We start from the raw sequence: 21,656 nt of genomic DNA, 5'->3' as shown, positions 1-21,656 counted from the left end.
ACCTGCCGTACGTACCGGGACGGCGGGGCGTTCAACGGCCACACCGGCCATTGCCAAGCTTTGACCGAGCGGACGTGTCCTCCCGGATCGGCGGTGCCGTCGACGGCCTTACCCCTGTGCCACCCCGGAGGCCGGCCGCGGCCCCGGGCGGTGGCGGCGAGTACGCCGGGCGGTGGCGGCGAGTACGCCAGGCGGTGGCGGCGAGTACCCCGGGCGGTGGCGGCGAGTGCGCCGGGAGGCCCGAAGCGCCTGACAACCGGTGCGTCGGCCTCGCGGCGTGCCCAGGATCAGGGCGATCGTTCCGTGCACATGCCCGTGCCCGTGCCCTTGCCTCTTGCCCCCCTTGCCGGTGACGGGGCACGCGTCATCACCCTCGCCGGCATGTCCGCCACACAGCACGGCGTCCACATCAGCGCCGGTGGCGCCTACCCGGCCGAGGAGTCCCTGCCCGAGCCGGCCTGATCGCCCCCCTCCCTCTTCCGGCGTGTCTGACTCCATGCCGCGTCGGCCAGCAGGCGCAGGCCGTTGAGGCCGACGATGACGGTGGAGCCTTCGTGCCCTGCGACACCGAGCGGCAGGGGCAGGGTGCCGACCAGGTCCCAGGCCACCAGGCCGGTGATGAACGTGGCCGCCACGACCAGGTTCTGCACGACCAGACGACGCGCCCGCCGGGAGAGGCGTACGACGGCGGGCACGGTGGCCAACTCGTCGCGCACCACGACCGCGTCGGCGGTCTCCAGGGCCAGGTCGGAACCGGCGCGGCCCATGGCGATGCCGACGTGGGCGGCAGCCAGCGCGGGAGCGTCGTTGACGCCGTCGCCGACCACGAGCACCTTGCGGCCCGCCCGCTGCAACTCCCGCACGACGGTGACCTTGTCCTGCGGGAGGAGACCGGCCCGGACGTCGGTGATGCCGGCCTCGGCGGCGAGCCGGGCCGCGGCGCGGGGGTTGTCGCCGGTCACCAGCACTGGCGCGGTGCCGGTCAGCTCGCCCAGGGCGGCAACGGTCGCGGCGGCCTCTTCGCGCAGCCGGTCGGCGATGCCCAGGACGCCCACCGGGGTGCCGTCGAGGGTGACCAGCACGGCCGTACGGCCTTCCTGCTCCAGGCCGGTGGCCAAGGCGACGGCCGGGTGGCCGGTGCTGTCGTCCAGGGTGCGGGCAGGGCTGCCGACCGCGACGGTGCGGCCGTCCACCTTCGCGCTCACGCCGGCGCCCGGCGTCGAAGCGAAGTCGTCGACCAGCGGAATGTCCAGAGTGCGGACCCGGGCGGCGTCCACGATCGCGCGGGCGAGCGGGTGCTCGCTGGGGCGCTCGGCCGCCGCCGCCAGCCGCACAAGCTCCGGCTCGCTCAGGCGGGACCCGGCGAGCGGGCGGATGTCGGTGACCCGGGGGGTGCCCTCGGTCAGGGTGCCCGTCTTGTCCAGCGCCACCGCGTCCACCTGGCCGAGCCGCTCCATGACCACGGCCGACTTCACCAGCACACCGTGACGTCCGGCGTTGGCGATCGCCGACAGCAGCGGCGGCATGGTGGCGAGGACCACGGCACACGGAGAGGCGACGATCATGAACGTCATCGCGCGGAGCAGCGTGGAACGCAGATCGGCGCCGAGCAGCAGCGGCAGCGCGAAGAGCGCCACCGTGGCCGCGACCATGCCGAGCGAGTAGCGCTGCTCGACCTTCTCGATGAACAACTGGGTCGGCGCCTTGGTCTCGGAGGCTTCCTCGACCATGGCCACGATCCGTGCGATCACCGAGTCGGACGGGTCCCGCTCGACCTTCACCCGCAGCGCGCCGGTCCCGTTCAGGGTGCCGGCGAACACCTCGTCCCCTGCCTCCTTGGTCACGGGCAGCGGTTCACCCGTGATGGTGGCCTGGTCAACCTCGCCGGCCCCCTCCAGCACCCGTCCGTCGGCACCGATCCGCTCACCGGGGCGCACCAGGACCGTGTCACCCACGCGCAGCTCCTCCGTGGGCACGGTCTCCTCGCTCCCGTCGTCCAGCAGACGCGAGGCGGTCACCGGGGCGAGGTCGAGCAGACCGCGCACCGAGTCCGCGGTTCGGGCGGTGGCGATCGCCTCCAGCGCGCCGGAGGTGGCGAAGATGACGATCAGCAGGGCCCCGTCCAGCACCTGCCCGATCGCCGCGGCTCCGAGCGCGGCGACGACCATGAGCAGATCGACGTCCAGGGTCTTGTCCTTCAGCGCCTGCAGGCCGGCCCAGCCGGGTTCCCAGCCTCCCGTGACGTAGACGGCAGCGAACAACGGCCCCCACGACCACGCAGGCGCCCCGGTCAGATACAGCGGCAGCGCCACCAGGAACAACACCAGCGCCCCCACCGCCCACCGGGCCTCGGGCAGCGCGAGGATCCGCGTGCGCCTGGGCGCCACCGTCCCGCGGGCGGCGCCGGTCTCGGCCGGGCGGGTGAGCGTGGAAGACATGGGTGGCGGGGTCCTTCACAGGTGGGGGCACGAGGGTCGACTCCCCCACCGTAACAGGAACAAATGAAGAGACATTCATGTGTTCATGCGTGGTGCCGTAGCATGGGCGCATGGGTCATGGAGCCGCACAGCCAGCCGGAGACGTCCCCCGTGCGCGCCTGGACGCCGCCAATGCCGCCAAGGTCGCCACGACTCTCCAGGCCCTGGCCACTCCCTCGAGGCTGCTGATTCTGGCGCGGCTTCGCGAAGGTCCCCTGCCGGCGACCGAACTGGCGGCGGAGGTCGGCATGGAACAGTCCGCCTGCTCCCATCAACTTCGCCTGCTGCGCAACCTCGACCTCGTCGTAGGGACGCGCAAGGGCCGGTCGGTGGTGTATTCGCTCTACGACAACCACGTCGCCGAACTACTCGACCAGGCCCTCCATCACGTCGAACACCTCCGCCTCGGCCTGAGTGACACCCCAGCCGTCGCCGAGGAACCGGAGACGGAGCCGGTTGCCGCTCCGGAGGCCTAGCGCTGGGACCCCGCAGCTTCTCGTCGGCGGGACCGGCCTGGAGAGGGGTGTCCCTCTCAGATCACACCGTCGGGCCCTGACCGCGACCGCCGAGCACGAGGGCGGTGAGCCGGCATGAGGACGGACCGTACGTGCCTGCCGTGAGCAGGCCGCGGCACGTCGCGTACCGCCCGGCGCCCGGCCCGGCCGACGCCGGCCGGCACGCCGGTGAGGTGACGGAGGAGACGAGGACGACCCGGGGCAGGCCGGCTCACCGGTCCTGCCTCAGCGGTCGTAGGACCGCCTCGCTCACACGCACGAGCGCGGACAGCGGTAGTCCGGCCCAGCCGGTGAGGTCATGCGGGAGGGCGGGGTCCAGCTCGACGGTCACCTTGACGTAGCGGGTGTCCAGTGCGGTGACCCTCCTGGGAGGGGACGCGGGGGCCGCCGTGTCCGGCTGACGCCGCAGCGCGGCCCGATAGGCGTCCTTGCGTTGGTTCATACCGTGTCCTGACGCTTGATGAGCTCCTCGGCGAGGTCCATGTACGCGGTGCCCTTCACCTCGACGGGGCTGCCGAAGGACTGCGAGTACAGGTCCAGGCGCGGGATGTGTGTGGACAGCACGTCGAAACCCCGCTCGGCCAGGGCCTCGCGCGCATCGGCATCGGGACCGGTGCGCGTGGCGTCGGGGCGATTGGTGCGGTTCAGCAGGACGGCGGCCCGGGCCGGGTGGGAGCGCAGGGACTGCAGGTCGCCCATCTCGCGGTCGATGGGCGCCATGCGGTCCAGCTCGATCGGAGCCGGGGTCACGGGCACGATCCACTCGTCGGCGTACCTCATGACACCCCGCGCGATGTGGGCGTGGTCCTCCAGCTGCGGGGCGTCGAACACCACCGCCTGCCGGTTGTCGAGGAAGTCGTTCACGCGCCGGTGCACGTCGCCCACCGGAAGGGCGAGCACGGGGAACGGGAAGCCGCCCGCCAGTTCGCTCCAGCGCAGCGCCGAGGAAGCGGGGTCGCTGTCCACGAGCAACGGTGACCAGCCCGATGCGTGCAGCGCGTGGGCCAGCCAGACGGCGCTCGTCGTCTTGCCCACCCCGGGTTTCAGGTTCACGAATGCATAGCTCAGCGGCACAGGAACCGACGCTAACGGCCGCGCGCGGACGGCCGCCGACGGCACAGGAGCCGCCATGCCCGGTTCACCCTGCGGCGCCGGCGAATCATTCCCGCGGGCTAACCCCGACGGCGCCGCGGCGCGGAGGGGCCGGCACCGACGGCCAGGCGGTAGGCGCACCGCGCCACGTTCGCCGCGGACGCCCCGGAATGCCTCGCACCGGTCACGGGCGGTGACGGCACCGGCGCTCCCGGGGCGCCCGGGGCGAGCAAGGGGCGCGGGCGAACCAGGCGCACCGCCGACAGGCCACAATCGGGCATTACCGACATCGGGCTCATCTCACGTGGTGGACATCAGGACTTTCCCAGATCGGCTCGGGAAGCGGCCCGTCTGCGGGCCGTCGCCACGACATCGTTGATCCACAGCTCGTCGGGGTGCGCCGCGGCGGCCTCTTCCAGACGGTCCCAGAGCGACGATTGTGTCCAGGTGATGAACCGGCGGTGTGCCGTCGCCGAGGAAACCGCGAACCAGGGCGGTAACTGCCGCCAGGAGCTCCCGGACGTGAGCACGTAGACCACCGCGGTGAAGGTCCGCCGTTCGTCCAGCGGTGCCGTACCGCCGCCCTGCCGTCGCCCGGTGAAACCCGGCAGCAGCGGCTCGACCACGCTCCACATCCCGTCCGGCACCAGCCGTCGGGCCAGCTCGTATTTCATCGTTCCCCCATTCCGCGCCCGGCTTCCCCATTCCGTGCGCACGGTCTAATGCGTGATCCGCGGAACCACGTGAGACAGGGATTCGCGCGGGACTGGACCGAAACCACGTTCGATGCGCCGACTATGGCCCGACCAACCGCCGTTGTCCACTGCTCCCGGCGGCCATGACTGAACGTTCAATTCCCCTTGGCGGCACTGGTGCGAAGGCCCTCCGAACGGGGTCGCATCAGCGTGCGCGGGCCGTTGACATGCCTGGCCAGGGGATGTAAATCTGTCGGGCGTCGAATCGGGATACGAATCGGGGGGCCGAATCCTGATGCTGTGAAAATGCTCTTCAGAAAAGATCTTTCAGAACGTGCGCAGACGTGTTCGCGGTCCTTTATCGCGGTCATCAATTCAGCGCCTGAGCGAATTTCTGGGACGGAACCGCCCCGCGTTGTCCGGGCATTCCTTTTCACTTTCTCCCACAAGCACCCGAGTCATCGGGTACGCCGTCCGGATCCCCGGCGGCGCTGTGCACCACTTCGCAGAGAAGGAGATCCCCATGAAGAAGATCGCCGTGCGCAAGGCCGGGACCGTCCGTCTGACGTCCGCCGCCGCGTCCGCGTACTGCTGCGGCACCAACGCCTGATCCCAGGCGGGTGCGCGCCGGGCCCTGACGCCCGGCGCGCACCGCACACCGGCCGCCGACCAGTGAGGTGAGGCAGTGACGACAACGCCGTCCCGGGATTTCGACCGACCTGTGCGGCTGCATCCGCTCACCTATCTCGAGGAGGGCGAGGAAGTCACCGTCGGCCGGCCCGACATCGACTCCTACGGCCTCTTCCCGCCCGACGGCGCCGCTCTGCTGCGCCGCCTGGAAGCCGGCACACCGCCGAACGCCGCGGCGCGGTGGTACACGGAGGAATACGGCGAACAGGTGGACATGGCCGAGTTCCTCGAGGTCCTCGAGGAACTGGAACTCGTCGTCCAGGACGGGGAGCAGGTGGCCGCGGCCACGGGCCCGGTGCGCTGGCAGCGGCTCGGCACCATCGTCTTCTCACCGGTCGCATGGGTGCTCTACGGCCTGATCGTGCTCGCGGCCGTGATCGCCATGATCCGGCGGCCCGAACTGGCTCCTCACTACCAGAACCTGTTCTTCACCCGCCGCTCACTGGTGCTGCTCACCCTCGGCATCGTCCTCGGCCAGGTGCCGTGGATCCTGCTCCACGAGGCCGCACACGCCCTCGCGGGACGCCGGCTCGGCCTCAACTCCACGCTGTCCATCAGCCGCCGCTTCTACTACGTGGTGTTCGTGACCGCCCTCGACGGTCTGGTCGCCGTGCCCCGCCGCAAGCGGTACCTGCCGATGCTCGCCGGAATGATCACCGACGTCCTGGTCATCAGCGGCCTGACCCTCGTCGCCGCGGCCCTGCCGGACACGACGGGTGCCACCGCCGTGGCCCACCGGCTGCTGCTGTCGATGGCGTTCGCGGTCGTACTGCGGCTCGTCTGGCAGTTCTACTTCTTCCTGCGCACCGATCTGTACTACCTCGCCATCACCGTGCTGGGCTGCAACGACCTGCAGACCACGGCCCGCCAGATGCTGCGGAACCGCCTGATGCGGCTGCTGCGCAGGCCGGAGCGCATGGTGGACGAGAGCACATGGGGGGAGCGCGACCGCCGGATCGCGCGCTGGTACTCGTGGCTCATGGTGGCCGGCTACGTCTTCCTCACCGTCACCCTGCTGACCGCCGCGATACCCACCGGCATCCGGCTGACCGAGGTGGCGGTCCACAAGCTCGACGCGGACTTCTCCCCCGCCAACGCCGCCGACGTGCTGACCTTCCTCGTCCTCAACTTCTGGGAGCCGGTCTTCGCCGCCTACCTGGCCTTCCGCGCCTGGCGGCGCCGCACCCGCACCACCGCCCCGACCGCAAAGGAGACCGCACATGCAGCAGGCTGACGCCGCGCTCCCCGGCCACCGGAGGCTGTACGGCGCAACCCGCCACGACCGGGCCGCGACCGCGGACGGCCACCCGCTGCCGCCCCGGCTCCTGCCTCCGGTCGACGCCCACCGCAGGCTGCGCGGGCCGTACACCGCGGCCGGCACCCTCGTCCGGGCGCTCGTCCCCGGCGTACTCGCCGTCGCACCCGGACTCGTGCGCCGAAACGACATCGAACTCCTCTCGGTCGCACCCGAGTTGGCACCCCTCGTGCCCCACTCGCGGGAGACGCTGACCTCCATGGCGCTGCCCGCGGAGCGCACGCGTTTCTACGCCCGGCTGCGCACCCGGCGGATCGCGAACGGCCTCGTGGAGTTCGTCCGCGACGCGCTGCCCGTCCTCGGCCATGACGGTCCGCGATGCCTGGTGGTGGAGAACGTCGACCACGCCGAGGCCACCGACGAGGAGTTCCTCGCCACGCTGGTGCGCCGCGTGGACCCGCGCGTGCTGACCGTCGTCCTGTGCGGCGCACACGCCCCACACGCCGACGGCGTACTGGCCCCCGCGCTCGACCGCCACACCACCGCGCTGCCCCTGCGGGAGGCCGGGACCGCGCCCGAGGCGGCCGAGGAGGACCCCGCATGGCGCTGGGTCGCCGCCGAGGGACTGCTCGACGGCCCCCGCGGCGAGACGGCGCGCGCCGCCTACGAGGCGCTGCCCGCCGCCGAACGCGCCGCCCTCCACGACCGCCGCGCCGCCCAGCTGCGCCGGACCCAGGAGTTCTCGCTCACCCTGGGCGCGCTCCCGTACCACCTGGAACGCGGCAGCGCCCCGGCGGCCGAGGCCGTACCGGCGCTGTGGGCCGCCTCGGACCACTGCCTCGTCAACGGCTTCTACGACGCCGTCGTCGACTACGGCCGCCGCGGCCAGCACCTGGTGAACGGCCGCGAGGACAGCAGGCAGTGGTGGAAGTTCGGTGTACAGCTCGGCCTCGCCCTGTCCATCCTGAGCCGGACCAAGGAGGCCGAGGCCGTCTACGACGAGGCACGACTGCTGTCCACCGATCCGGCGGTGCACATGGCGTGCGCCTACTCCACCGCCATGCTCTACACCCGCCACAACGACCCCGCCGACCGCGACGAGAAGAAGGCCAAGGCGCTGCTCAACAGTGCGATCGCCACCGCGTCACTGTTGCAGGACCGGGTCGAACGCGCCTTCCAGAGTGCCTTCTACAAGAACGGCCGGGCCCTCGTGGAGGTCAACCTCGGCGACCCCCAGGAAGCGCTGCGCCTGGTCACCGAGTGCATCGACGACCTCGACCGGCGACTCACCCCCGACGAGCACCGCCTGCACCGCTCGGTGCTCAAGAACAACCGCGCCCGGGTGTACTCGATCCTCGGCCGGCTCGACGAGGCGCTCGCCGACTACGCGGTCGTCATCGACCAGGACCCCAACCACGCGGAGCACTACCTGGAGCGCGGCAACCTGCTGCGCCGGCTCGGCCGCACCGAGGAGGCGCTCGCCGACTACTCACGCGCCCTCAGCCTGTCGCCGCCGTTCCCCGAGATCTACTACAACCGGGGCGACCTGCGGCTGAGCGAGGGTGACGTGGAAGGCGCACTTGCCGACTTCAGCTACGTGATCGAGCAGGACCCGGAGTTCGTCGACGCGTACATCAACCGCGCCGGCATCCTTCTGGAGTCCGGGGACCTCGCCGCGGCGCTCGACGACGCCCGCGCCGGACTGCGGCTCGAACCGGGTAACGCCCATCTGCACGCGGCCGTCGGACGGGCGCTCGCCGAGAGCGGCGAACTCGCCGGAGCGGAGGCCGCGTACGACCGGGCGGTCGAGGCCGACCCGGACCTGGTGAGCGCCCTGTCCGGGCGGGCCGCCGTCCGCTATGAGGCGGGGCGCCCGCACGACGCGCTCCAGGACCTGTGCCGTGCGGTCGAACTCGACCCGAAGGACGCCGCGTTGCGCTACAACCGCGCCTTTCTCCACCAGGAGACCGGGGGACGGCAGGAGGCCCTCGACGACCTCGAGCTCGCCGCCGTGCTCGACCCGGAGGACGCGGAGATCGCCGAGGCGCTCACCGCGCTGCGCGGCCGGCCGGACGCCGCGTGACGACCGTACCGGGCGCGGCCGTGGCACCCGGGGACGCGGCCGGTACGGCACTGCGGTGTGCCGAACCGGCCGGTCCCGGCCGGCGTGCGCTGCGCGACGTCCTCGGCCGGTACGCCACCGGAGTCACCGTGGTCACCTGCGCGGACCCGCACGGTGCCCCGGCCGGGGTGACCGTCAACTCCTTCACGTCCGTCTCGCTCGACCCGCCCCTGATCCTGTGGTGCCTCGCCCTCTCGTCACGCGGCCGGCCCGCCTTCACGGCCGCCGAGTACTTCGCCGTCAACGTGCTCGCGGCCGGCCAGCGCGATCTCGCGGCCCGGTTCGCCGGACCGGGCGACCGCTTCCAGGGCCTGGCCACGCTGCCCGGCCCGCACGGAGAGCCACTGATCACCGGGGCCGCGGCGACCCTGTGCTGCCGCCGCGGCGACGTCGTCCCCGCCGGCGACCACCTCATCCTCCTGGGCACCGTGGAGCAGCACGCCCTCACGGCCCGCCGCGCCCTGCTCTTCGCCGACGGCACCTATCACGCCGGCCCGCCGCCGGCCCGCGCGTGAGGAGGTGACGAGGGGAGGGACACGGAAGGCGGCGCAGGCTCTGCGTGCCTGAGCTCCTGGAGCTGGTGGAACCTGCTGTGCGCAGGCCGGCGCCTCTTCGCCCGGGTCGGGCGATGGAGACGGCCTCAGCGGGTGAACAGGTCGTCGTTCTTGCGGACGAAGTCGGCCACCCCTGTCGGGGGCCGCCCGAGGACCTGCTCCACATCGTCCGACTTGCGGTCGTACCGGTTCTCCGCGTGCAGGCGGGCCATGGTGGAGATGTGCTGGAAGGCGTGGTCGGGCAGCCCCGCGGGCCTGAGGTCGTCGTCGATCCATTCCTGCAGGGGGACGTCGGTGTAGCCGACCCGCCGGCCCAAGGCTGAGGAAACCTCCGCGGCCATGGCGGTGATGTCCTCCGAGCGGGGACCGGTCAGTTCGTAGGTCCGGCCGATGTGCGGGGCCGGGGCGGCCAGGATCTCCTCCACGACGGCGGCGACGTCGCCGGCCGCCACCGGCGAGGTCTTCGCCCGGCCGAAGGGCAGTCTGATGGTGCCGTCCGTGGCGATCGAGGAGAAGCCGACGCGGAAAAGGGGGTTCTCCAGGAACACCGTGGGCCTGACCTCCACGACGGGGATGCCCGACCAGTCGAGAACCTGCTCGACCAGCCACTGCTGTCGCTGCTGTTTCGACTCGGAGGTGCTGGTGAGGTCCATCTGGGAGACAGTCAGCTGCGACATGTTGACGAACACTTCCAGGTGCCCGTACGCGCGCGCGACGGCCGCCGATGTCACGGCAGCCTCCAGATACTGCGCCGACACGCCCATGCCGAAGTACATGCGTCCGCAGCCGGCCATGGCGCCGGCGACGTCGGCCGCATGCGTCAGGTCTCCGACGACCACCTCGGCGCCCGTCGCGCGCAGCGCCTGCGCCCGTTCGTCGTCGCGACGCACCATGGCCCGGACGGGCAGGCCCCGCCGGCGAAGGCCTTCGACCACGGATCGCCCGACGGCGCCGACGCTGCCCGCGGCGCCCGTCACCAAGATGGGCAGCCCACTGGCCTGCGGGGTGCGGTCCATGGGTGCAGCGTGCAGCGACCCCGGCCATGGTGCAACCGGAGCCGTCCGCCCGTCGCCTCCGAGCGAGAGGGGACTTCGCAGGTGTGCACAGCCGCCGCTGCACGGTTTGCGGCCCCCTCCGAAGGGGGCGATGGTGAAAGTGAGGCATGCCGACGGATCGTGTGGAACGAGCGCAAGGGCTGCGGAGCTTGCGGCACAGGCCGCCGAGGCGATTGCGCCTGCGCGGAGAGCGGGTTCCCGATGAGGCTTGTCGTCGATCTCAACCGGTGCCAGGGGTTCGCGCAGTGCGTCTTTCTCGCGCCGGACGTCTTCTCGCTGCACGGAGTCGAAGCGCTGCTGTTCTCCCCTCGCTTCGACGAAGCGCAGCGTGACCGGGTGGAGAAGGCAGCTGCCGCCTGCCCGGTCCAGGCCATCCTCGTCGACTACTCCGACGAGCCGACGAAGGGTGTGGAGCCCCATGTCGGCTGACACGGACGTCGAGGTCCTGCGGCGCCAGGGCCGCATTGTCGTCGTCGGTGCCTCGCTGGCCGGTCTGCGCGCGGCGGAGACCTTGCGCGAGAAGGGCTTCGCCGGACCACTGACCATGATCGGCGACGAGCCGTACGAACCCTACGACCGGCCGCCGCTGTCCAAGCAGGCGCTGCTCGGGCGGGCGCGGCCCGAGGAGACCGCGCTGCCGCGGCGGCGTGACATCGACGCCGAATGGCGTCTGGGCGTCGCCGCCGAGGGCCTGGACCGGGACGCCAAGCGGGTACGCCTGGCGAACGGCGACACCGTCCCCTACGACCGCCTGCTGATCACCACCGGGACCAGAGCCCGGCCCTGGTTCCACCCGGAAGAGGCCGCACTGGACGGGGTGTTCGTCCTGCGTACCCGCGACGACTCCGCACGCCTGCACCGGAAGCTGGCCGGGGGCGTGTCCCGGGTGCTGGTGATCGGTGCCGGTTTCACGGGGTCGGAGGTCGCCTCCGTCTGCCGGGAGCTGGGCCACGAGGTGACGGTCGCCGAACGCGGCCCGGCGCCGCTGGTGGGCGCGCTCGGCGGAGTGATCGGCGCGGTCGCGGACCGGCTGCAGCGCGAGCACGGAGTCGACCTGCGCTGCGGCATCAGCGTCACTGCCCTGGAGGGCGACGACGTGGGGCGGCTCAGGCGCGCCCATCTGTCCGACGGTTCGGCGATCGACGTGGAGGTGGCGGTCGTCTCCCTCGGCGCCATGCGGAACACCGAATGGCTCGCCGGCTCGGGGGTGGCCGCGGGCCCCCGGGGGATCGCGTGCGACGCCGGGTGCCGGGTCTTCGACGTCAACGGCATCGTCACCGACGACATCTACGCCGCAGGCGACGTCGCCCGCAGCCCCCATCCGCTGTTCGACTACCAGTTCCTGGCACTGGAGCACTGGGGCAACGCGGTCGAACAGGCCGAGATCGCCGCCCACAACATGATCTGTGCGGGTCCGGATCGCCGTCCGCATCTGTGGCTGCCGATGTTCTGGTCCACCCAGTTCGGTGTCAACATCAAATCGGTGGGGGTTCCCTCCCTGGGCGACCAACTGGTCGTCGCCCAGGGGGCGCTCGCCGAGAAGCGGTTCGTCGCGGTGTACGGGTACCGCGGCCGCGTCATCGCCGCGGCGTCCTTCGACGGAGCCAAGTGGCTGGGGTTCTACGAGCAGCAGATCGCGTCCGGCGCGCCGTTCCCGCCGGAGTACCGCGCCGTCGACCGCCGGACCGAGACGCTGCAGCCGATCGACCCGGCCTTCCCCGACCCCCATCTGCCCACCCACGGGGCCACGGTCACGCTGACGGGTCACTCGCCGAGCGAGCGACGTGTCGCGTTCGTTCCCGCGCATGCCTGATCACCGGCCCTGTACCGCCCGGAGCTCCCAGGAGACGCCATGACGTCCGGCAGCATCGTCGAGCAGATCACCGACTACGCCAATCGGGCGGATCCGTACCCGCTCTACGCGGAGCTGCGCAAGACACCGGTCAGGCGGGAGGACGACGGCTCCTACCTGGTCAGCACCTACTACGAGGTGCGGAGCCTGGCCAACGACCCGCGGCTGAGCAACGACACGAGGAACCGTCCGCCCGGCTATGCCCGCGTCGGGCAATCGACGGAGTCCGGTCTGCCGCCCAGCTTCATCTTCACCGACCCGCCCGTGCACGACCGGCTGCGCGACACCATCAACCGGCCGTTCGGGCCCCCGCACAGCCCCAGATTCCTCGACGGCCTGCGCACGGAGCTGGCCAACGTCGTCACCGAACTCCTCGACGCCTTCGAAGGCAAGGACCAGGTCGACGTCGTCGAGGAGTTCTCCTACCCGCTTCCCGTCACCGCCATCTGCAAGGTCCTCGGCGTCCCGCGCGAGGACGAACCGCGCTTCCACGGCTGGGCCGACGCCCTGGCGTCCGGACTCGATCCCCGCGCCGGCGGCGACGCGGGCCAGGAAAAGGCACAGCGGGCGCGAGAGGACCTGGGGGTCTACCTGTCCGATCTGATCGAGACCAAACGCCGCCACCCCGGCCCCGGGATACTCAGCGCGCTCGCCCCCGAGATGACAGCCGCGGACCTGGAAGCCACCGCGGTGCTGCTCCTGGTCGCGGGCCACGAGACCACCGTCAACGCGATCACCAACACGACCCTCACCCTGCTGCGCCACCCCGACGTCCTCGAGCGGTTCCGGAAGGACCCGGAGCTGGCCGTCCCGCTCATCGAGGAAGTGCTGCGGTACGAGCCTCCGGTCCAGTTCGTCCCGTGGACCACCGCCCTGGCCGACATCGACGTCGCCGGCACCACGATCCCCAAGGGCTCGCCGGTCTGGCTCATGCTGGCCGCGGCCAACCGCGACCCCAGGCGCTTCGAGAACCCGGACCGGTTCGATCCCGACCGCAAGGACAACGAGCACCTGGGCTTCTACACGGGCATCCACTACTGCTTCGGCGCTCCCCTCGCCCGTATAGAACTGCATGCGGCCGTGCCCGAACTGTTCCGCCGCGTCAGGTTCTCCGGGCTGCTCGAGGACCCGCCGTCGTACCGTACCAACGCCGTACTGCGCGGCCCCCGTCACCTTCCCGTGGCGATCGAGGGCCTCACGGCCTGAGCGCCGTGGTGAGCGGAAGCACGGACCGGCCGAAGCCGGCGCTCGTACGGTGGCGTCGACCGTCAAGCGCAAGGAGAGCAAGGAGCGCGACGCCGAAGAGCGACCGCTCCGGTCTCACGACTGTTCGGTGCCGGCCCACGCCCGGATGGCCTCCGCGTGTTCCCGGATCAGGGACATCCGGGCCTCCCATTCCTCTCCGCCCCGATGGTCGGGGTGGGCGGTGATCTGGCCGCCGTGCTTGCGGTAGGCAAGTCCGGTGTCACCGATGAACCATCCGTCCGCCAGGGCGTCCAGACCGAGGAGAAGCCCGGTGTCGCCCGAGGCAGGCAGGGCCATCCAGCCGCCGAGCAGTGCCAGCAGGGAGCGCCTCACGCACAGTGTGGCGGGGTGGACCTGCGGACGGTGGTGCTCGGTCCAGTAGCCGAACGCGCTTCCCCTGGGGAGCCGACCCGGTTGCGGGTCACTGAGTTCGAAGGAGACCGTGCTGCCGTCCTCGAGGAGATCGACGACCCGCGACGTGGTCCAGCCGACCGAGGCATGTTCCTCCAGCACGGCGATGTCACGCGCGAGAGTGCCGGGAGTGAGCTGGTCGTCGGAGTCCAGGGTCTTCAGGTAGGCACCGGTCGAGCGCGCGAACGCCATGGTGCGTGCCACGTGGGGACCGCCGGCACGGGACGCCGAGATCCGGATCCGTGGATCGTCGGCCGGTAGACACGACTGCGCGCCGACGTCGTTTCCGTCTTCCTGTACGCACCACTCCCATGACCATCCGCCGGGAAGGTCCTGGTTGAGCAGGGAGGCGTAGGCGTCAGGAAGGAAACGGACAGCGCCGCGGTGTACGGGGGTGACGACAGAGACGACGTTCACGATGTCTCCTCCTGGTTCGCGGGTCGCGGTGCGGGAGACCAGTGCCGGTCGAGCACGTGATGTCCGCAAGACGATCTTCTGTGCGTGCCCCACCCTACGGACCGGGACGACGGCACCGGACAGCCAGGTGGGCGAGCGGGCCGGAGCAGTGATCATCTGGTCCGTTCCCCTGCCCGGTGCAGGGTCTGGGGCGGTTTTGCCCCCCTCTGCATGGGCAGACGACTGGTGAGAATCCGCGGAGGTACTGAGATGAGTGCCGGAGAACGGGCCAAGGCAATGGCCGAACAGGTCGTCGGAAAGACCGTGCGGAAGGCGGCCCACGCGGTGCACAAGGAAACCCTCGCAGCAAAGGGCGCCGCCCTCGAAGCACGGGGCAAGATGCGCGGCGCGAAGGAACGGACCAGGGGTCCCTTCAAGCACTGACGGGTCTTGACATCGGTGTACGCAGATCGACGAGCCCCCCACCCGTCAGGGCCCACCCGTCAGGGAAGGGGGCTCAGGCCCCGGATCGAGGCCGTGGGGAGGGGGCCGTGGGGAGGGGCTGTTCGGTCCAGATGGCCTTGCCGGTGGGGGTGTGGCGGGTGCCCCAGCGCTGGCAGAGCGCGGAGATGAGCTGCAGGCCGCGGCCGCCCTCGTCGGTGGCGGAGGTGTGGCGGATGTGCGGCGTGGTCAGGCTGGCGTCGGAGACCTCGCAGATCAGCGCGCGGCTGCGGAGCATGCGCAGCCGGATGGGGCCGCAGGCGTGCCGGACGACGTTCCCGACCAGCTCGCTCACCACGAGTTCGGTGGTCATGAGCAGGTCCTCGTCGTCGAGGTCCCAGGCGGTGAGCTGGGCGCGGACGAGGTCGCGGGCCTGGCCCGCGGCGAGCGGGTCCTCCGGCAACGGCCACTCGGCGACGTTCTGCGCACCCAGCGGGTGGGTGCGGGCCAGCAGCAGGGCGGCGTCGTCCGTCAGCGCACCGTGGGCGGGGAGAAGACCGGAGGTGACGGCGGCGCAGAGCGCATCGAGGTCGGACGCGTCTGCCGGTGAGGTCCGCAGTGCCTTCACGGACTCGGAGAGGAGCTCGGCGAGGCGGCTCATGCCGGTGGTGACATCCCGGTCCTTGCACTCGACCAGGCCGTCGCTGTAAAGCGCGAGCAGGCTGTCGGCGGGCAGTACGGTCTCGAGGGTCTCGAAGGGAGGAGCGGCCACCCCCAGCGGCGGGTCCGGGGACATGGGCAGGAAGGTGACGGGGCCGTCGGGATGGGTCACCGCCGGGGGCGGCTGACCGGCGCTGGCGTACGACAGACGCCGGCTCACCGGGTCGTAGATGCCGTACAGGCAGGTTGCGAAGGCATCGTTGCCCAGCTCGCCGACGATGTCGTTGAGGTGGCCGAGGATTTCGTCGGGCGGCAGCTCCAGCTCCGAGAGAGTGCGCACGGCCGTGCGGAGCCCGCCCATGGTGGCGGCCTCGGCCATGCCGTGGCCCATGACGTCGCCGATCACGAGCGCCACCCGGGCCCCGGAGAGCGGGATCACGTCGTACCAGTCGCCGCCGACGTCGGCTCCCTGTTTGGCCGGCTGGTAACGCGCCGCCGTCGTCACCTCGGGCAGCTCGGGCAGTGCCCGCGGCAGCAGGCTGCGCTGGAGGGTGCGGGCCCGGGTCGTCGCCTCGTCGTAGAGCCCGGCCCGCTCCAGGGCCTGCGCGATCAGGCCGCTGAGCGCGGTGAGCAGTGTCCGTTCGTCATCGTCCAGCACCCGCGGCCGGCCGAAGGAGATCACCGCCACGCCGATCTCGCGTCCCGGCACCGCCAGCGGCAGAAAGGCCCATGCCTGCTTGCCGCCTTCCCGGACCAGGGTCTCGGTTCCCGGGTAACTCTTCAGGAACTCCTCCGGGGAGGAGATGAAGAGGGAGGTGCGGGTGCGCAGGGCGTCCCCCGCCGGGTTCATGGTGTCCCCCGCCGTCCACTGCCCGTCCAGCAGCCGGGTGAAGCGCTCCGAGTATCCGCGGGAGCCGACCACGGTCAGCCGGTCGCCGACCGCACCGAGCATGATGAGTCCGGTGGCCTCGAGGGGTGCCATCACGCCGTCGGCCACCGCCGCCATCACATCCTGGGCCGTGACGGCCTCGGCAAGGTCCCGCGTGATCCGCTGCACCAGGGCCGCCCGCTCCGCGGCCGCCCGCTCCGCGGCGGCTCGCTCGGCCTCCCGCAGATGCCGCTCGGTGGTGTCGGTGATGTAGAGCGTGAGGCCTTCCGGCACCGGCACCAGCCGCAGGTGGTACCAGGACGTCCCGTCCGGCCCCGGTACGTCGAATCCGGCCGGCTGTCCCTCGGCCGCCGTGGCCCGGCACAGCTGCTCCAGCCCCGGCACGGCACGCACCGCGGGGAGGTTCCAGAGCAGGACTCCGCCCACATCTCCCGCGGCGCCGAGGAGCCGCTCGGCGGCCTGATTGAGAAATGCGATGCGCCAGTCCGGATCCAGGGAGACGAAGCCGTCGCTCATGTGTCGCAGCGCCCGTCCCAGCAACCCGGCGGCGGCGTGCGTTTCACTGCTGTCCCGGAGGGTGCCGATCACCTTCACCGGCGCCCCCTCCTCGTTCGTGATCGTCCGGGCACGCGCCTCGATCCAGAGGTACGTCCCGTCCTCTCGCCGGATCCGGTACTCGTTCTGGAAGCCGCCGCGCAGCTGGATGCCCGTGTCGAAGCCGGCCACGGCCCCCGGCAGGTCGTCCGGGTGGATCAGCGCCGCCCACGCCTCGATGCCGCCGGTCATCACCTCCGGATCGATGCCGGACAGCACCTCCTCGACGGGCCGGTCGGAGGTCAGCTCGCCGGAGCGCAGGTCCCAGGTGTACGTGATCGAGGGCGCCCCTTCCGCGTCCCCGGAGGGGGCCTGCCGCGGTGGTGACCCGCTCTCCAGGGCGCGCAGCAGGGCGGTGGACGGACTGAGGATCCCGGACGACCGGAGCCTCCCGGACATCCAGGCGGCCACCTCGTTCAGAAACGCGCATTCCGCCGGGCCGGGCTTGTCGCCCGGGGCGAAGAGGACGGAGAGCGCCCCGCGTCGCCGGCCGCGGCCCGGCACGGGGACGGCCAGATGACCGATGCCGGCGGGGAGCCGGGAAGGCCACAGGGCGGCGGGGTCCCGGCCGGGCACCGGGTCAGGAGGGGCCAGGTCGGGCTGCCAGGTGATGGTGTCCTCGCGGGCGGCCCTGCCGGGGGGCGCCGTGCCCCGTACCGGGATGATCAGCCAGGGACGGGTCATCGACTCCGGCAGGCCGCTGTCGGCGACCAGGTAGAGGATGCCGCTCATGCCGCCGCCCGGGAGATGCACCATGCCGCCCAGACCGTGCACCTCGGCCACCGCCTGCTGGAGCGCGGTCAGCAGCACTTCGACATCGCGCCGGTCCTCCTCCACGGCGTCGAGCACCCGCATCCGCATACGGTGTCGATCCGAGGGCCGTACGGTCTGTACGGTCCGCAGGCCTCGCGGCTGGTGCAGCGGACGGGGGGAGCGGGGTATGGACGGGTCGGTGTTGTGTGCGTCGCCGCTTCTGGTATCCACCACTGTCGACTGTCGCCTCCGCTCACCCACTCGGGCCGCATTCGATCGGATGGACCCGCAGCGATCTACGCCGCTCGAAATCCACCCGTTTGTGACAACCTAGGTGATTCCACCCGCCTTAGGAAACCCTTCCCCTTGTCCAACCGTATGTGGCGTTACCTCACTCTTCGTTATGGTTTGCGTGCGCGGCGGTACGGTCTGAATACGGCTCAGGAGCCGAGGTCGGCCATCCAGTGCAGTGCACTGAGGCTCGGCAGGAAGCAGTATTCGCCGCCGCGCGTGATGACGAAGCGCTCGACGCCGTGCAGGCGACGCCGAACGGGCCGCTGCGGGATCGTGAAGATGCCCGAGCCGTCGTTGTCACCCGTCAGCAGATCCTTCTCCACGTCCAGGCCGGTGAAGTTCCCGTCGTTGAACCATTGCGACTTCACGAACTCGAACTGACGGTCGAGGTCCGCGTTGACGGCGATGAACACGATGCCACGGTCGGCACCGTCGTCGTCCAGGGTGCCGGCCGGCAGCGACGGCCCGTAGCTGGTGCTTCGCCGAATCAGCCGGTGGAGGTCGACGTCACCGATGATCTCCGAGTCACGCGGATTGGCACGCCTGGCGTGGGCACCGTGCGGGCAGACCGTCCCACCCGGATCGGACGCATAGTCGAAGTTGTTGTTGCGCTGCTCGTCCGCGCCCAGGTCCGGATCATCCGACTCGGGCGCGAGGATCAAGGGGGCACCACTCGGCCAGCGCCCCACGATCTTCGCGGCGAGCAGCGACTCCTCTGCCGGGCTCTTGGCGTTGTCATGGAGATACCGCCGGAAGGCGGCGACGCGCGTGTGCAGTTTCCGCCAGACCACGAAGGTGCCGTTACGGCCCAGCACGTCCGGCTGCGGCATCGGGGGCAGGTTGCCGGTCTCGTCGGGATAGCCCAGTACGGACTCGCCCGCCTTGAAGGTGGGGCCGCCCCCCCCGGGGGGTACGCAGCGCCGCTGCCTTCCACCGCGAGGTTGCTGATGCCGTCCTTGTAGCCCAAGCTGGTGCGCCCCGAGGCCAGTTGGTAGAGATCCTGCCGGTACACCGCTTGAACGCCGGGAAGCTGCGTGCGCGCCTGCCGCGCCCGTTCGAGTACGACCGCCAGGGACTCCTGGTCGGCAGCGATGAGGGACAACACGATGTGCACCTGGCCGGTGCCGAAGGGCGGCTCCCAGTGCGCGGGCGCGCTCTCGCCGGTGTCGCCCAGGAACTCGGCCCGTGCCGCCATACCCTGCCGGAACTCCTCCGGGAAGCTGTTCAGAGAAGCCTGCGGCACCTGGAGCACTTCGAGCCCCCGGTACGTCACCGCGACGTTGAGAAGCGCCGGCAGGGGCGGCTGCCACCAGTTGGCGGCGGAGTCGACCAGTCCGGCCAGGCGTCCCATCAGGTCACGTCCGGCGCGCGGGTCGTCCACCCGCAGCAGGATGTAGGTGCCGACGTACGGGGACGGCCGGGTACGCAGCACGATGCCTTGGATGTCGTCGAGTTGCAGTGGTGGGCCTTCACCCGTCGTCATCTCGTCCCCTTGATCGGGCGTTGGGTGATTTGTACCAATCGCAGGCGCTATTGGCGCTGCCCGACACGGCATCTGGCGCGATCGACGAGCGCCCGGGCACGTGGAGTGGGTCGATGCGCGAGGTTCTGGAGCGACAGCCGAAGCGCCCGCTGAGGATCGCCGCCGACGGTCAGCCAGAACTCGGCCGCGTGATCGACGTACGCCGCGGGGTGGCGCGCCATCAGCTCGTCGTAGCGCGCGGCGGCGTGCGCTCGCCAGAACCGGGCCTCCGCCGACGCCCCGTATCCGCCCAGGAGGTGGGCAAGCCCGGTCGCGTACTCGGGGTCGTCGCTGACGAGGACCAGTCGCCGCAGCCGCTCCACCGCCGCGGCCCTCCTCCCCTCGGCGGCGTCGGCCTCGGTGAGGTGGCCCAGAGCCGGAACATAGGACGGCAGGCGGGCGACCGCCGGCTCCAGCCAGGTCCGCGCCCTCGCCGGACCTTCCCGCACCAGCCACATCCGCCCGCACTGGAATTCGAGGATCGCCAGCGGGAAGGGACTGACCCCGTGGTACGCGCGACGCGCCGCCAGGAACCACGTCTCGGCCTCGGCTGCCTCATCTGCCTCGTGCGCTGCATCGCCGTTGTCGGCGTGGCAGCGGGCCATGGCAGCAACGGTCCCGAAGTCCCGGCCTCTCGACAACGCCCGCCGGCACAGCGCGAGCGCCTCGTCGTACCGCCCGACCGCCTGGCAGACCGCTGCCCGCTCCACGTCGACGGTGCGCCGGTCGAGTCCCAGAACGGCCGCCGCCTCCAGATCGTCCAGCGCCGCCGCGAACCGGTGGAAGTGGGCCGCCACTACGGCGCGCGCGAGGAGCGTGCGAGGATCGCCCGGCGCCCGGTCCACGAACATGTCGGCCAGCGCTGCCGCGCGCTCGACCTCGTCGATGCGGCCCCCCACGTGCCCACGCAGGGCGGTCAGCTCCACCAGCTCGCCCCAGGCGTCGGCGGTGAGCCTTCCGGGCACCGCCTGCGCCGCCAGACCTTCGATACGTGCGTCCAGGTTGCCCATGGCGATGACACCGGCCGTCGTGCGCGGCCCGCCCGCGACGTCACCTCCGGCACGAGCAGCTGCGGTGACGCCGCTCATCTGTTCGCCGGGGCCTTCGGAATGGTGGCCGCCTGCTCGGGCGGGTACGGGTTGGCCGGTGCCAGGTACGGGAACTCGCGCAGCGCCAGGACGGTCCCGTCGACGCCGTCGCTCACGCGCGGGCCGCGTCCCGCGTTGACGATCAGCGTGTAGAGCGTGTCGATGACGTCGTCGTTGAGCGACCGGCCACCGCAGGTCGTGTACTCCCGGCCCTCCAGCAGAGCCCACTCGATCTCGAAATAGCTGTCCTCGGCGTACGGCTTGGCAGCGTCCACGACCAGGAAGTCCGCCAGCAGCAGTTCCGTCAGCGGATGCGTCCCGTCCGGCTGTGCCGGCCAGTCCAGCTTGCCGTCGAGACCGTCGAAGAAGCCCAGGTTGGCGTTCAGTCGTGAGCGATAGGCGTCCAGGTAGGTCGGACCCAGCCGGAACGGGTCTTCCTCGTTGTAGAGATCGCGCAGGTCCACGATCTTGTTGGCGGTGTCGACCCCGTTCTCCGACATGAGGATGTTCTTGACCTCGGGACGGCCCAGGCGTTCCAGTCGCACGGGATACGGCCCTTCCCAGGCGCCGTAGCCGCGGACATGGCGCCTGGGCTCAGGTGGGCCGGCAGCGGCGTGCGGTCGTCGGCCCGGACCCCGTCAGCGGAGGTCGCAGCACCATGTCCGACCATCTTTCCGGCACCCAGTGCCGACAAGCTTTTCGTAGTGCCAGGCGTCGTCCTGGATCTTGGCGGCCTTCCGGTGGAATCTCTCCGCCCCACCTGGCTTGGCATCGAAGAGAACGGTGATTTCCGCAACCTCCCCGACCCGCTTGCCGAGGCCGTCGGGCTGCCTGGCCACGGTCGGAGTCGCGTCCCCCGGAGTCGCCGACTGCGCGGATCTCTGTGTCGTCATGACTCCCTCTCCCTTTGATCGTTCATCGGCTGGGCTGCGGGCTCTCCTCTCTTCTGAGCGCGTTCCGGAACGCCCACACAGCCAGCTTTGTCGTGCTCCAAGGACGTCAGCAAGACGATCACGACCGCGGGGCCCAGCCCAAGGTGGATCACCCCCGCACGCC

Annotated in this window: 19 protein-coding genes and 1 pseudogene; 9 read left to right on the top strand and 11 right to left on the bottom strand. The window is 71.2% G+C overall.

Features of this window, described 5'->3' with window-relative positions:
* Positions 1–321 precede the first annotated feature (321 nt).
* The gene (locus ABZ919_RS31730; protein ID WP_361254377.1) at positions 322–462 is read left to right on the top strand and encodes a hypothetical protein; all 141 of its coding nucleotides are present in this window, start codon (positions 322–324) and stop codon (positions 460–462) included.
* Here ABZ919_RS31730 and ABZ919_RS31725 read toward each other — a convergent pair.
* Positions 426–2,438 (bottom strand): heavy metal translocating P-type ATPase, encoded by a 2,013-nt coding sequence (locus tag ABZ919_RS31725; RefSeq protein ID WP_361254374.1) that lies wholly within the window; start codon positions 2,436–2,438, stop codon positions 426–428. The two genes, ABZ919_RS31730 and ABZ919_RS31725, sit on opposite strands and share 37 nt — an antisense overlap.
* Before the next feature lie 110 nt (positions 2,439–2,548).
* Between ABZ919_RS31725 and ABZ919_RS31720 the strand changes: the two genes are divergently transcribed.
* On the top strand, positions 2,549–2,953 hold the full coding sequence (locus tag ABZ919_RS31720; protein WP_361254372.1) for a metalloregulator ArsR/SmtB family transcription factor: 405 nt from the start codon (positions 2,549–2,551) through the stop codon (positions 2,951–2,953).
* A gap of 250 nt (positions 2,954–3,203) precedes the next feature.
* On the opposite strand, the gene ABZ919_RS31715 is transcribed toward ABZ919_RS31720, so the two are convergent.
* From ABZ919_RS31715 to ABZ919_RS31705, 3 genes are all read right to left on the bottom strand, one after another.
* Positions 3,204–3,434 carry a hypothetical protein gene (locus tag ABZ919_RS31715; protein ID WP_361254369.1) on the bottom strand — a complete coding sequence of 77 codons (231 nt, stop codon included), beginning with the start codon at positions 3,432–3,434 and terminating at the stop codon, positions 3,204–3,206.
* Positions 3,431–4,045, bottom strand: coding sequence for a ParA family protein (locus tag ABZ919_RS31710; protein WP_361254366.1), 615 nt, complete (start codon positions 4,043–4,045; stop codon positions 3,431–3,433). The genes ABZ919_RS31715 and ABZ919_RS31710 overlap by 4 nt, the downstream gene beginning before the upstream one ends.
* Before the next feature lie 353 nt (positions 4,046–4,398).
* The gene (locus ABZ919_RS31705) at positions 4,399–4,758 is read right to left on the bottom strand and encodes a transposase (protein ID WP_361254364.1); all 360 of its coding nucleotides are present in this window, start codon (positions 4,756–4,758) and stop codon (positions 4,399–4,401) included.
* A 706-nt stretch (positions 4,759–5,464) separates the two neighbouring features.
* Here ABZ919_RS31705 and ABZ919_RS31700 point away from each other — a divergent pair.
* The 3 genes from ABZ919_RS31700 to ABZ919_RS31690 are packed head-to-tail and all read left to right on the top strand — an operon-like array spanning position 5,465 to position 9,361.
* On the top strand, positions 5,465–6,703 hold the full coding sequence (locus tag ABZ919_RS31700; protein WP_361254361.1) for a hypothetical protein: 1,239 nt from the start codon (positions 5,465–5,467) through the stop codon (positions 6,701–6,703).
* Complete coding sequence (locus ABZ919_RS31695) at positions 6,690–8,807, top strand: tetratricopeptide repeat protein (RefSeq protein ID WP_361254358.1); 2,118 nt, start codon at positions 6,690–6,692, stop codon at positions 8,805–8,807. The genes ABZ919_RS31700 and ABZ919_RS31695 overlap by 14 nt, the downstream gene beginning before the upstream one ends.
* Positions 8,804–9,361, top strand: coding sequence for a flavin reductase family protein (locus ABZ919_RS31690; RefSeq protein ID WP_361254355.1), 558 nt, complete (start codon positions 8,804–8,806; stop codon positions 9,359–9,361). Before ABZ919_RS31695 ends, ABZ919_RS31690 begins: the two co-directional genes overlap by 4 nt.
* 125 nt (positions 9,362–9,486) lie before the next feature.
* On the opposite strand, the gene ABZ919_RS31685 is transcribed toward ABZ919_RS31690, so the two are convergent.
* Positions 9,487–10,416, bottom strand: coding sequence for an NAD(P)H-binding protein (locus tag ABZ919_RS31685; protein WP_361254352.1), 930 nt, complete (start codon positions 10,414–10,416; stop codon positions 9,487–9,489).
* Between the two features lie 240 nt (positions 10,417–10,656).
* Between ABZ919_RS31685 and ABZ919_RS31680 the strand changes: the two genes are divergently transcribed.
* Genes ABZ919_RS31680 through ABZ919_RS31670 form a run of 3 tightly spaced genes read left to right on the top strand, consistent with a single transcriptional unit; the run spans position 10,657 to position 13,513 of the window.
* Positions 10,657–10,884, top strand: a complete 228-nt coding sequence (locus ABZ919_RS31680; RefSeq protein ID WP_361254349.1) for a ferredoxin — start codon at positions 10,657–10,659, stop codon at positions 10,882–10,884.
* A complete protein-coding gene (locus tag ABZ919_RS31675) occupies positions 10,874–12,268 on the top strand; it encodes an FAD-dependent oxidoreductase (RefSeq protein WP_361254346.1) in 1,395 nt (464 codons plus the stop codon). The genes ABZ919_RS31680 and ABZ919_RS31675 overlap by 11 nt, the downstream gene beginning before the upstream one ends.
* Before the next feature lie 39 nt (positions 12,269–12,307).
* Positions 12,308–13,513 (top strand): cytochrome P450, encoded by a 1,206-nt coding sequence (locus ABZ919_RS31670; RefSeq protein WP_361254343.1) that lies wholly within the window; start codon positions 12,308–12,310, stop codon positions 13,511–13,513.
* 114 nt (positions 13,514–13,627) lie between these two features.
* On the opposite strand, the gene ABZ919_RS31665 is transcribed toward ABZ919_RS31670, so the two are convergent.
* The gene (locus ABZ919_RS31665) at positions 13,628–14,380 is read right to left on the bottom strand and encodes a glycosyltransferase family A protein (protein WP_361254340.1); all 753 of its coding nucleotides are present in this window, start codon (positions 14,378–14,380) and stop codon (positions 13,628–13,630) included.
* Positions 14,381–14,629: 249 nt separating this feature from the next.
* Between ABZ919_RS31665 and ABZ919_RS31660 the strand changes: the two genes are divergently transcribed.
* A complete protein-coding gene (locus ABZ919_RS31660; protein WP_361254338.1) occupies positions 14,630–14,803 on the top strand; it encodes a hypothetical protein in 174 nt (57 codons plus the stop codon).
* Positions 14,804–14,876: 73 nt separating this feature from the next.
* Here the strand turns inward: ABZ919_RS31660 and ABZ919_RS31655 are convergent, their stop codons facing one another.
* From ABZ919_RS31655 to ABZ919_RS31635, 5 genes and pseudogenes are all read right to left on the bottom strand, one after another.
* A complete protein-coding gene (locus ABZ919_RS31655) occupies positions 14,877–17,798 on the bottom strand; it encodes a SpoIIE family protein phosphatase (protein ID WP_361254336.1) in 2,922 nt (973 codons plus the stop codon).
* A 338-nt stretch (positions 17,799–18,136) separates the two neighbouring features.
* Positions 18,137–18,820, bottom strand: a complete 684-nt coding sequence (locus ABZ919_RS31650; protein WP_361254421.1) for a hypothetical protein — start codon at positions 18,818–18,820, stop codon at positions 18,137–18,139.
* Between the two features lie 284 nt (positions 18,821–19,104).
* A pseudogene (locus ABZ919_RS31645) lies at positions 19,105–19,341 on the bottom strand (peroxidase); the annotation flags it as partial.
* A 179-nt stretch (positions 19,342–19,520) separates the two neighbouring features.
* On the bottom strand, positions 19,521–20,600 hold the full coding sequence (locus ABZ919_RS31640; RefSeq protein WP_361254333.1) for a hypothetical protein: 1,080 nt from the start codon (positions 20,598–20,600) through the stop codon (positions 19,521–19,523).
* Positions 20,597–21,145, bottom strand: coding sequence for a hypothetical protein (locus tag ABZ919_RS31635; RefSeq protein WP_361254330.1), 549 nt, complete (start codon positions 21,143–21,145; stop codon positions 20,597–20,599). Before ABZ919_RS31635 ends, ABZ919_RS31640 begins: the two co-directional genes overlap by 4 nt.
* Positions 21,146–21,656 lie beyond the last annotated feature (511 nt).

This window comes from Streptomyces sp. NPDC046759 (assembly GCF_040645475.1).
In the GTDB taxonomy this organism is placed as follows: domain Bacteria; phylum Actinomycetota; class Actinomycetes; order Streptomycetales; family Streptomycetaceae; genus Streptomyces.
Note: the sequence above shows the minus strand (reverse complement) of the source record. Positions and strands in the feature narration are given on the sequence as shown.

Coding starts and splice junctions, on each gene's coding strand:
- ABZ919_RS31725 (WP_361254374.1), bottom strand. CDS start 2,438: ATGTCTTCCACGCTCACCCGCCCGGCCGAGACCGGCGCCGCCCGCGGG.
- ABZ919_RS31720 (WP_361254372.1), top strand. CDS start 2,549: ATGGGTCATGGAGCCGCACAGCCAGCCGGAGACGTCCCCCGTGCGCGC.
- ABZ919_RS31715 (WP_361254369.1), bottom strand. CDS start 3,434: ATGAACCAACGCAAGGACGCCTATCGGGCCGCGCTGCGGCGTCAGCCG.
- ABZ919_RS31705 (WP_361254364.1), bottom strand. CDS start 4,758: ATGAAATACGAGCTGGCCCGACGGCTGGTGCCGGACGGGATGTGGAGC.
- ABZ919_RS31695 (WP_361254358.1), top strand. CDS start 6,690: ATGCAGCAGGCTGACGCCGCGCTCCCCGGCCACCGGAGGCTGTACGGC.
- ABZ919_RS31685 (WP_361254352.1), bottom strand. CDS start 10,416: ATGGACCGCACCCCGCAGGCCAGTGGGCTGCCCATCTTGGTGACGGGC.
- ABZ919_RS31680 (WP_361254349.1), top strand. CDS start 10,657: ATGAGGCTTGTCGTCGATCTCAACCGGTGCCAGGGGTTCGCGCAGTGC.
- ABZ919_RS31675 (WP_361254346.1), top strand. CDS start 10,874: ATGTCGGCTGACACGGACGTCGAGGTCCTGCGGCGCCAGGGCCGCATT.
- ABZ919_RS31670 (WP_361254343.1), top strand. CDS start 12,308: ATGACGTCCGGCAGCATCGTCGAGCAGATCACCGACTACGCCAATCGG.
- ABZ919_RS31660 (WP_361254338.1), top strand. CDS start 14,630: ATGAGTGCCGGAGAACGGGCCAAGGCAATGGCCGAACAGGTCGTCGGA.
- ABZ919_RS31655 (WP_361254336.1), bottom strand. CDS start 17,798: ATGCGGGTGCTCGACGCCGTGGAGGAGGACCGGCGCGATGTCGAAGTG.
- ABZ919_RS31650 (WP_361254421.1), bottom strand. CDS start 18,820: ATGCCGCAGCCGGACGTGCTGGGCCGTAACGGCACCTTCGTGGTCTGG.
- ABZ919_RS31640 (WP_361254333.1), bottom strand. CDS start 20,600: ATGAGCGGCGTCACCGCAGCTGCTCGTGCCGGAGGTGACGTCGCGGGC.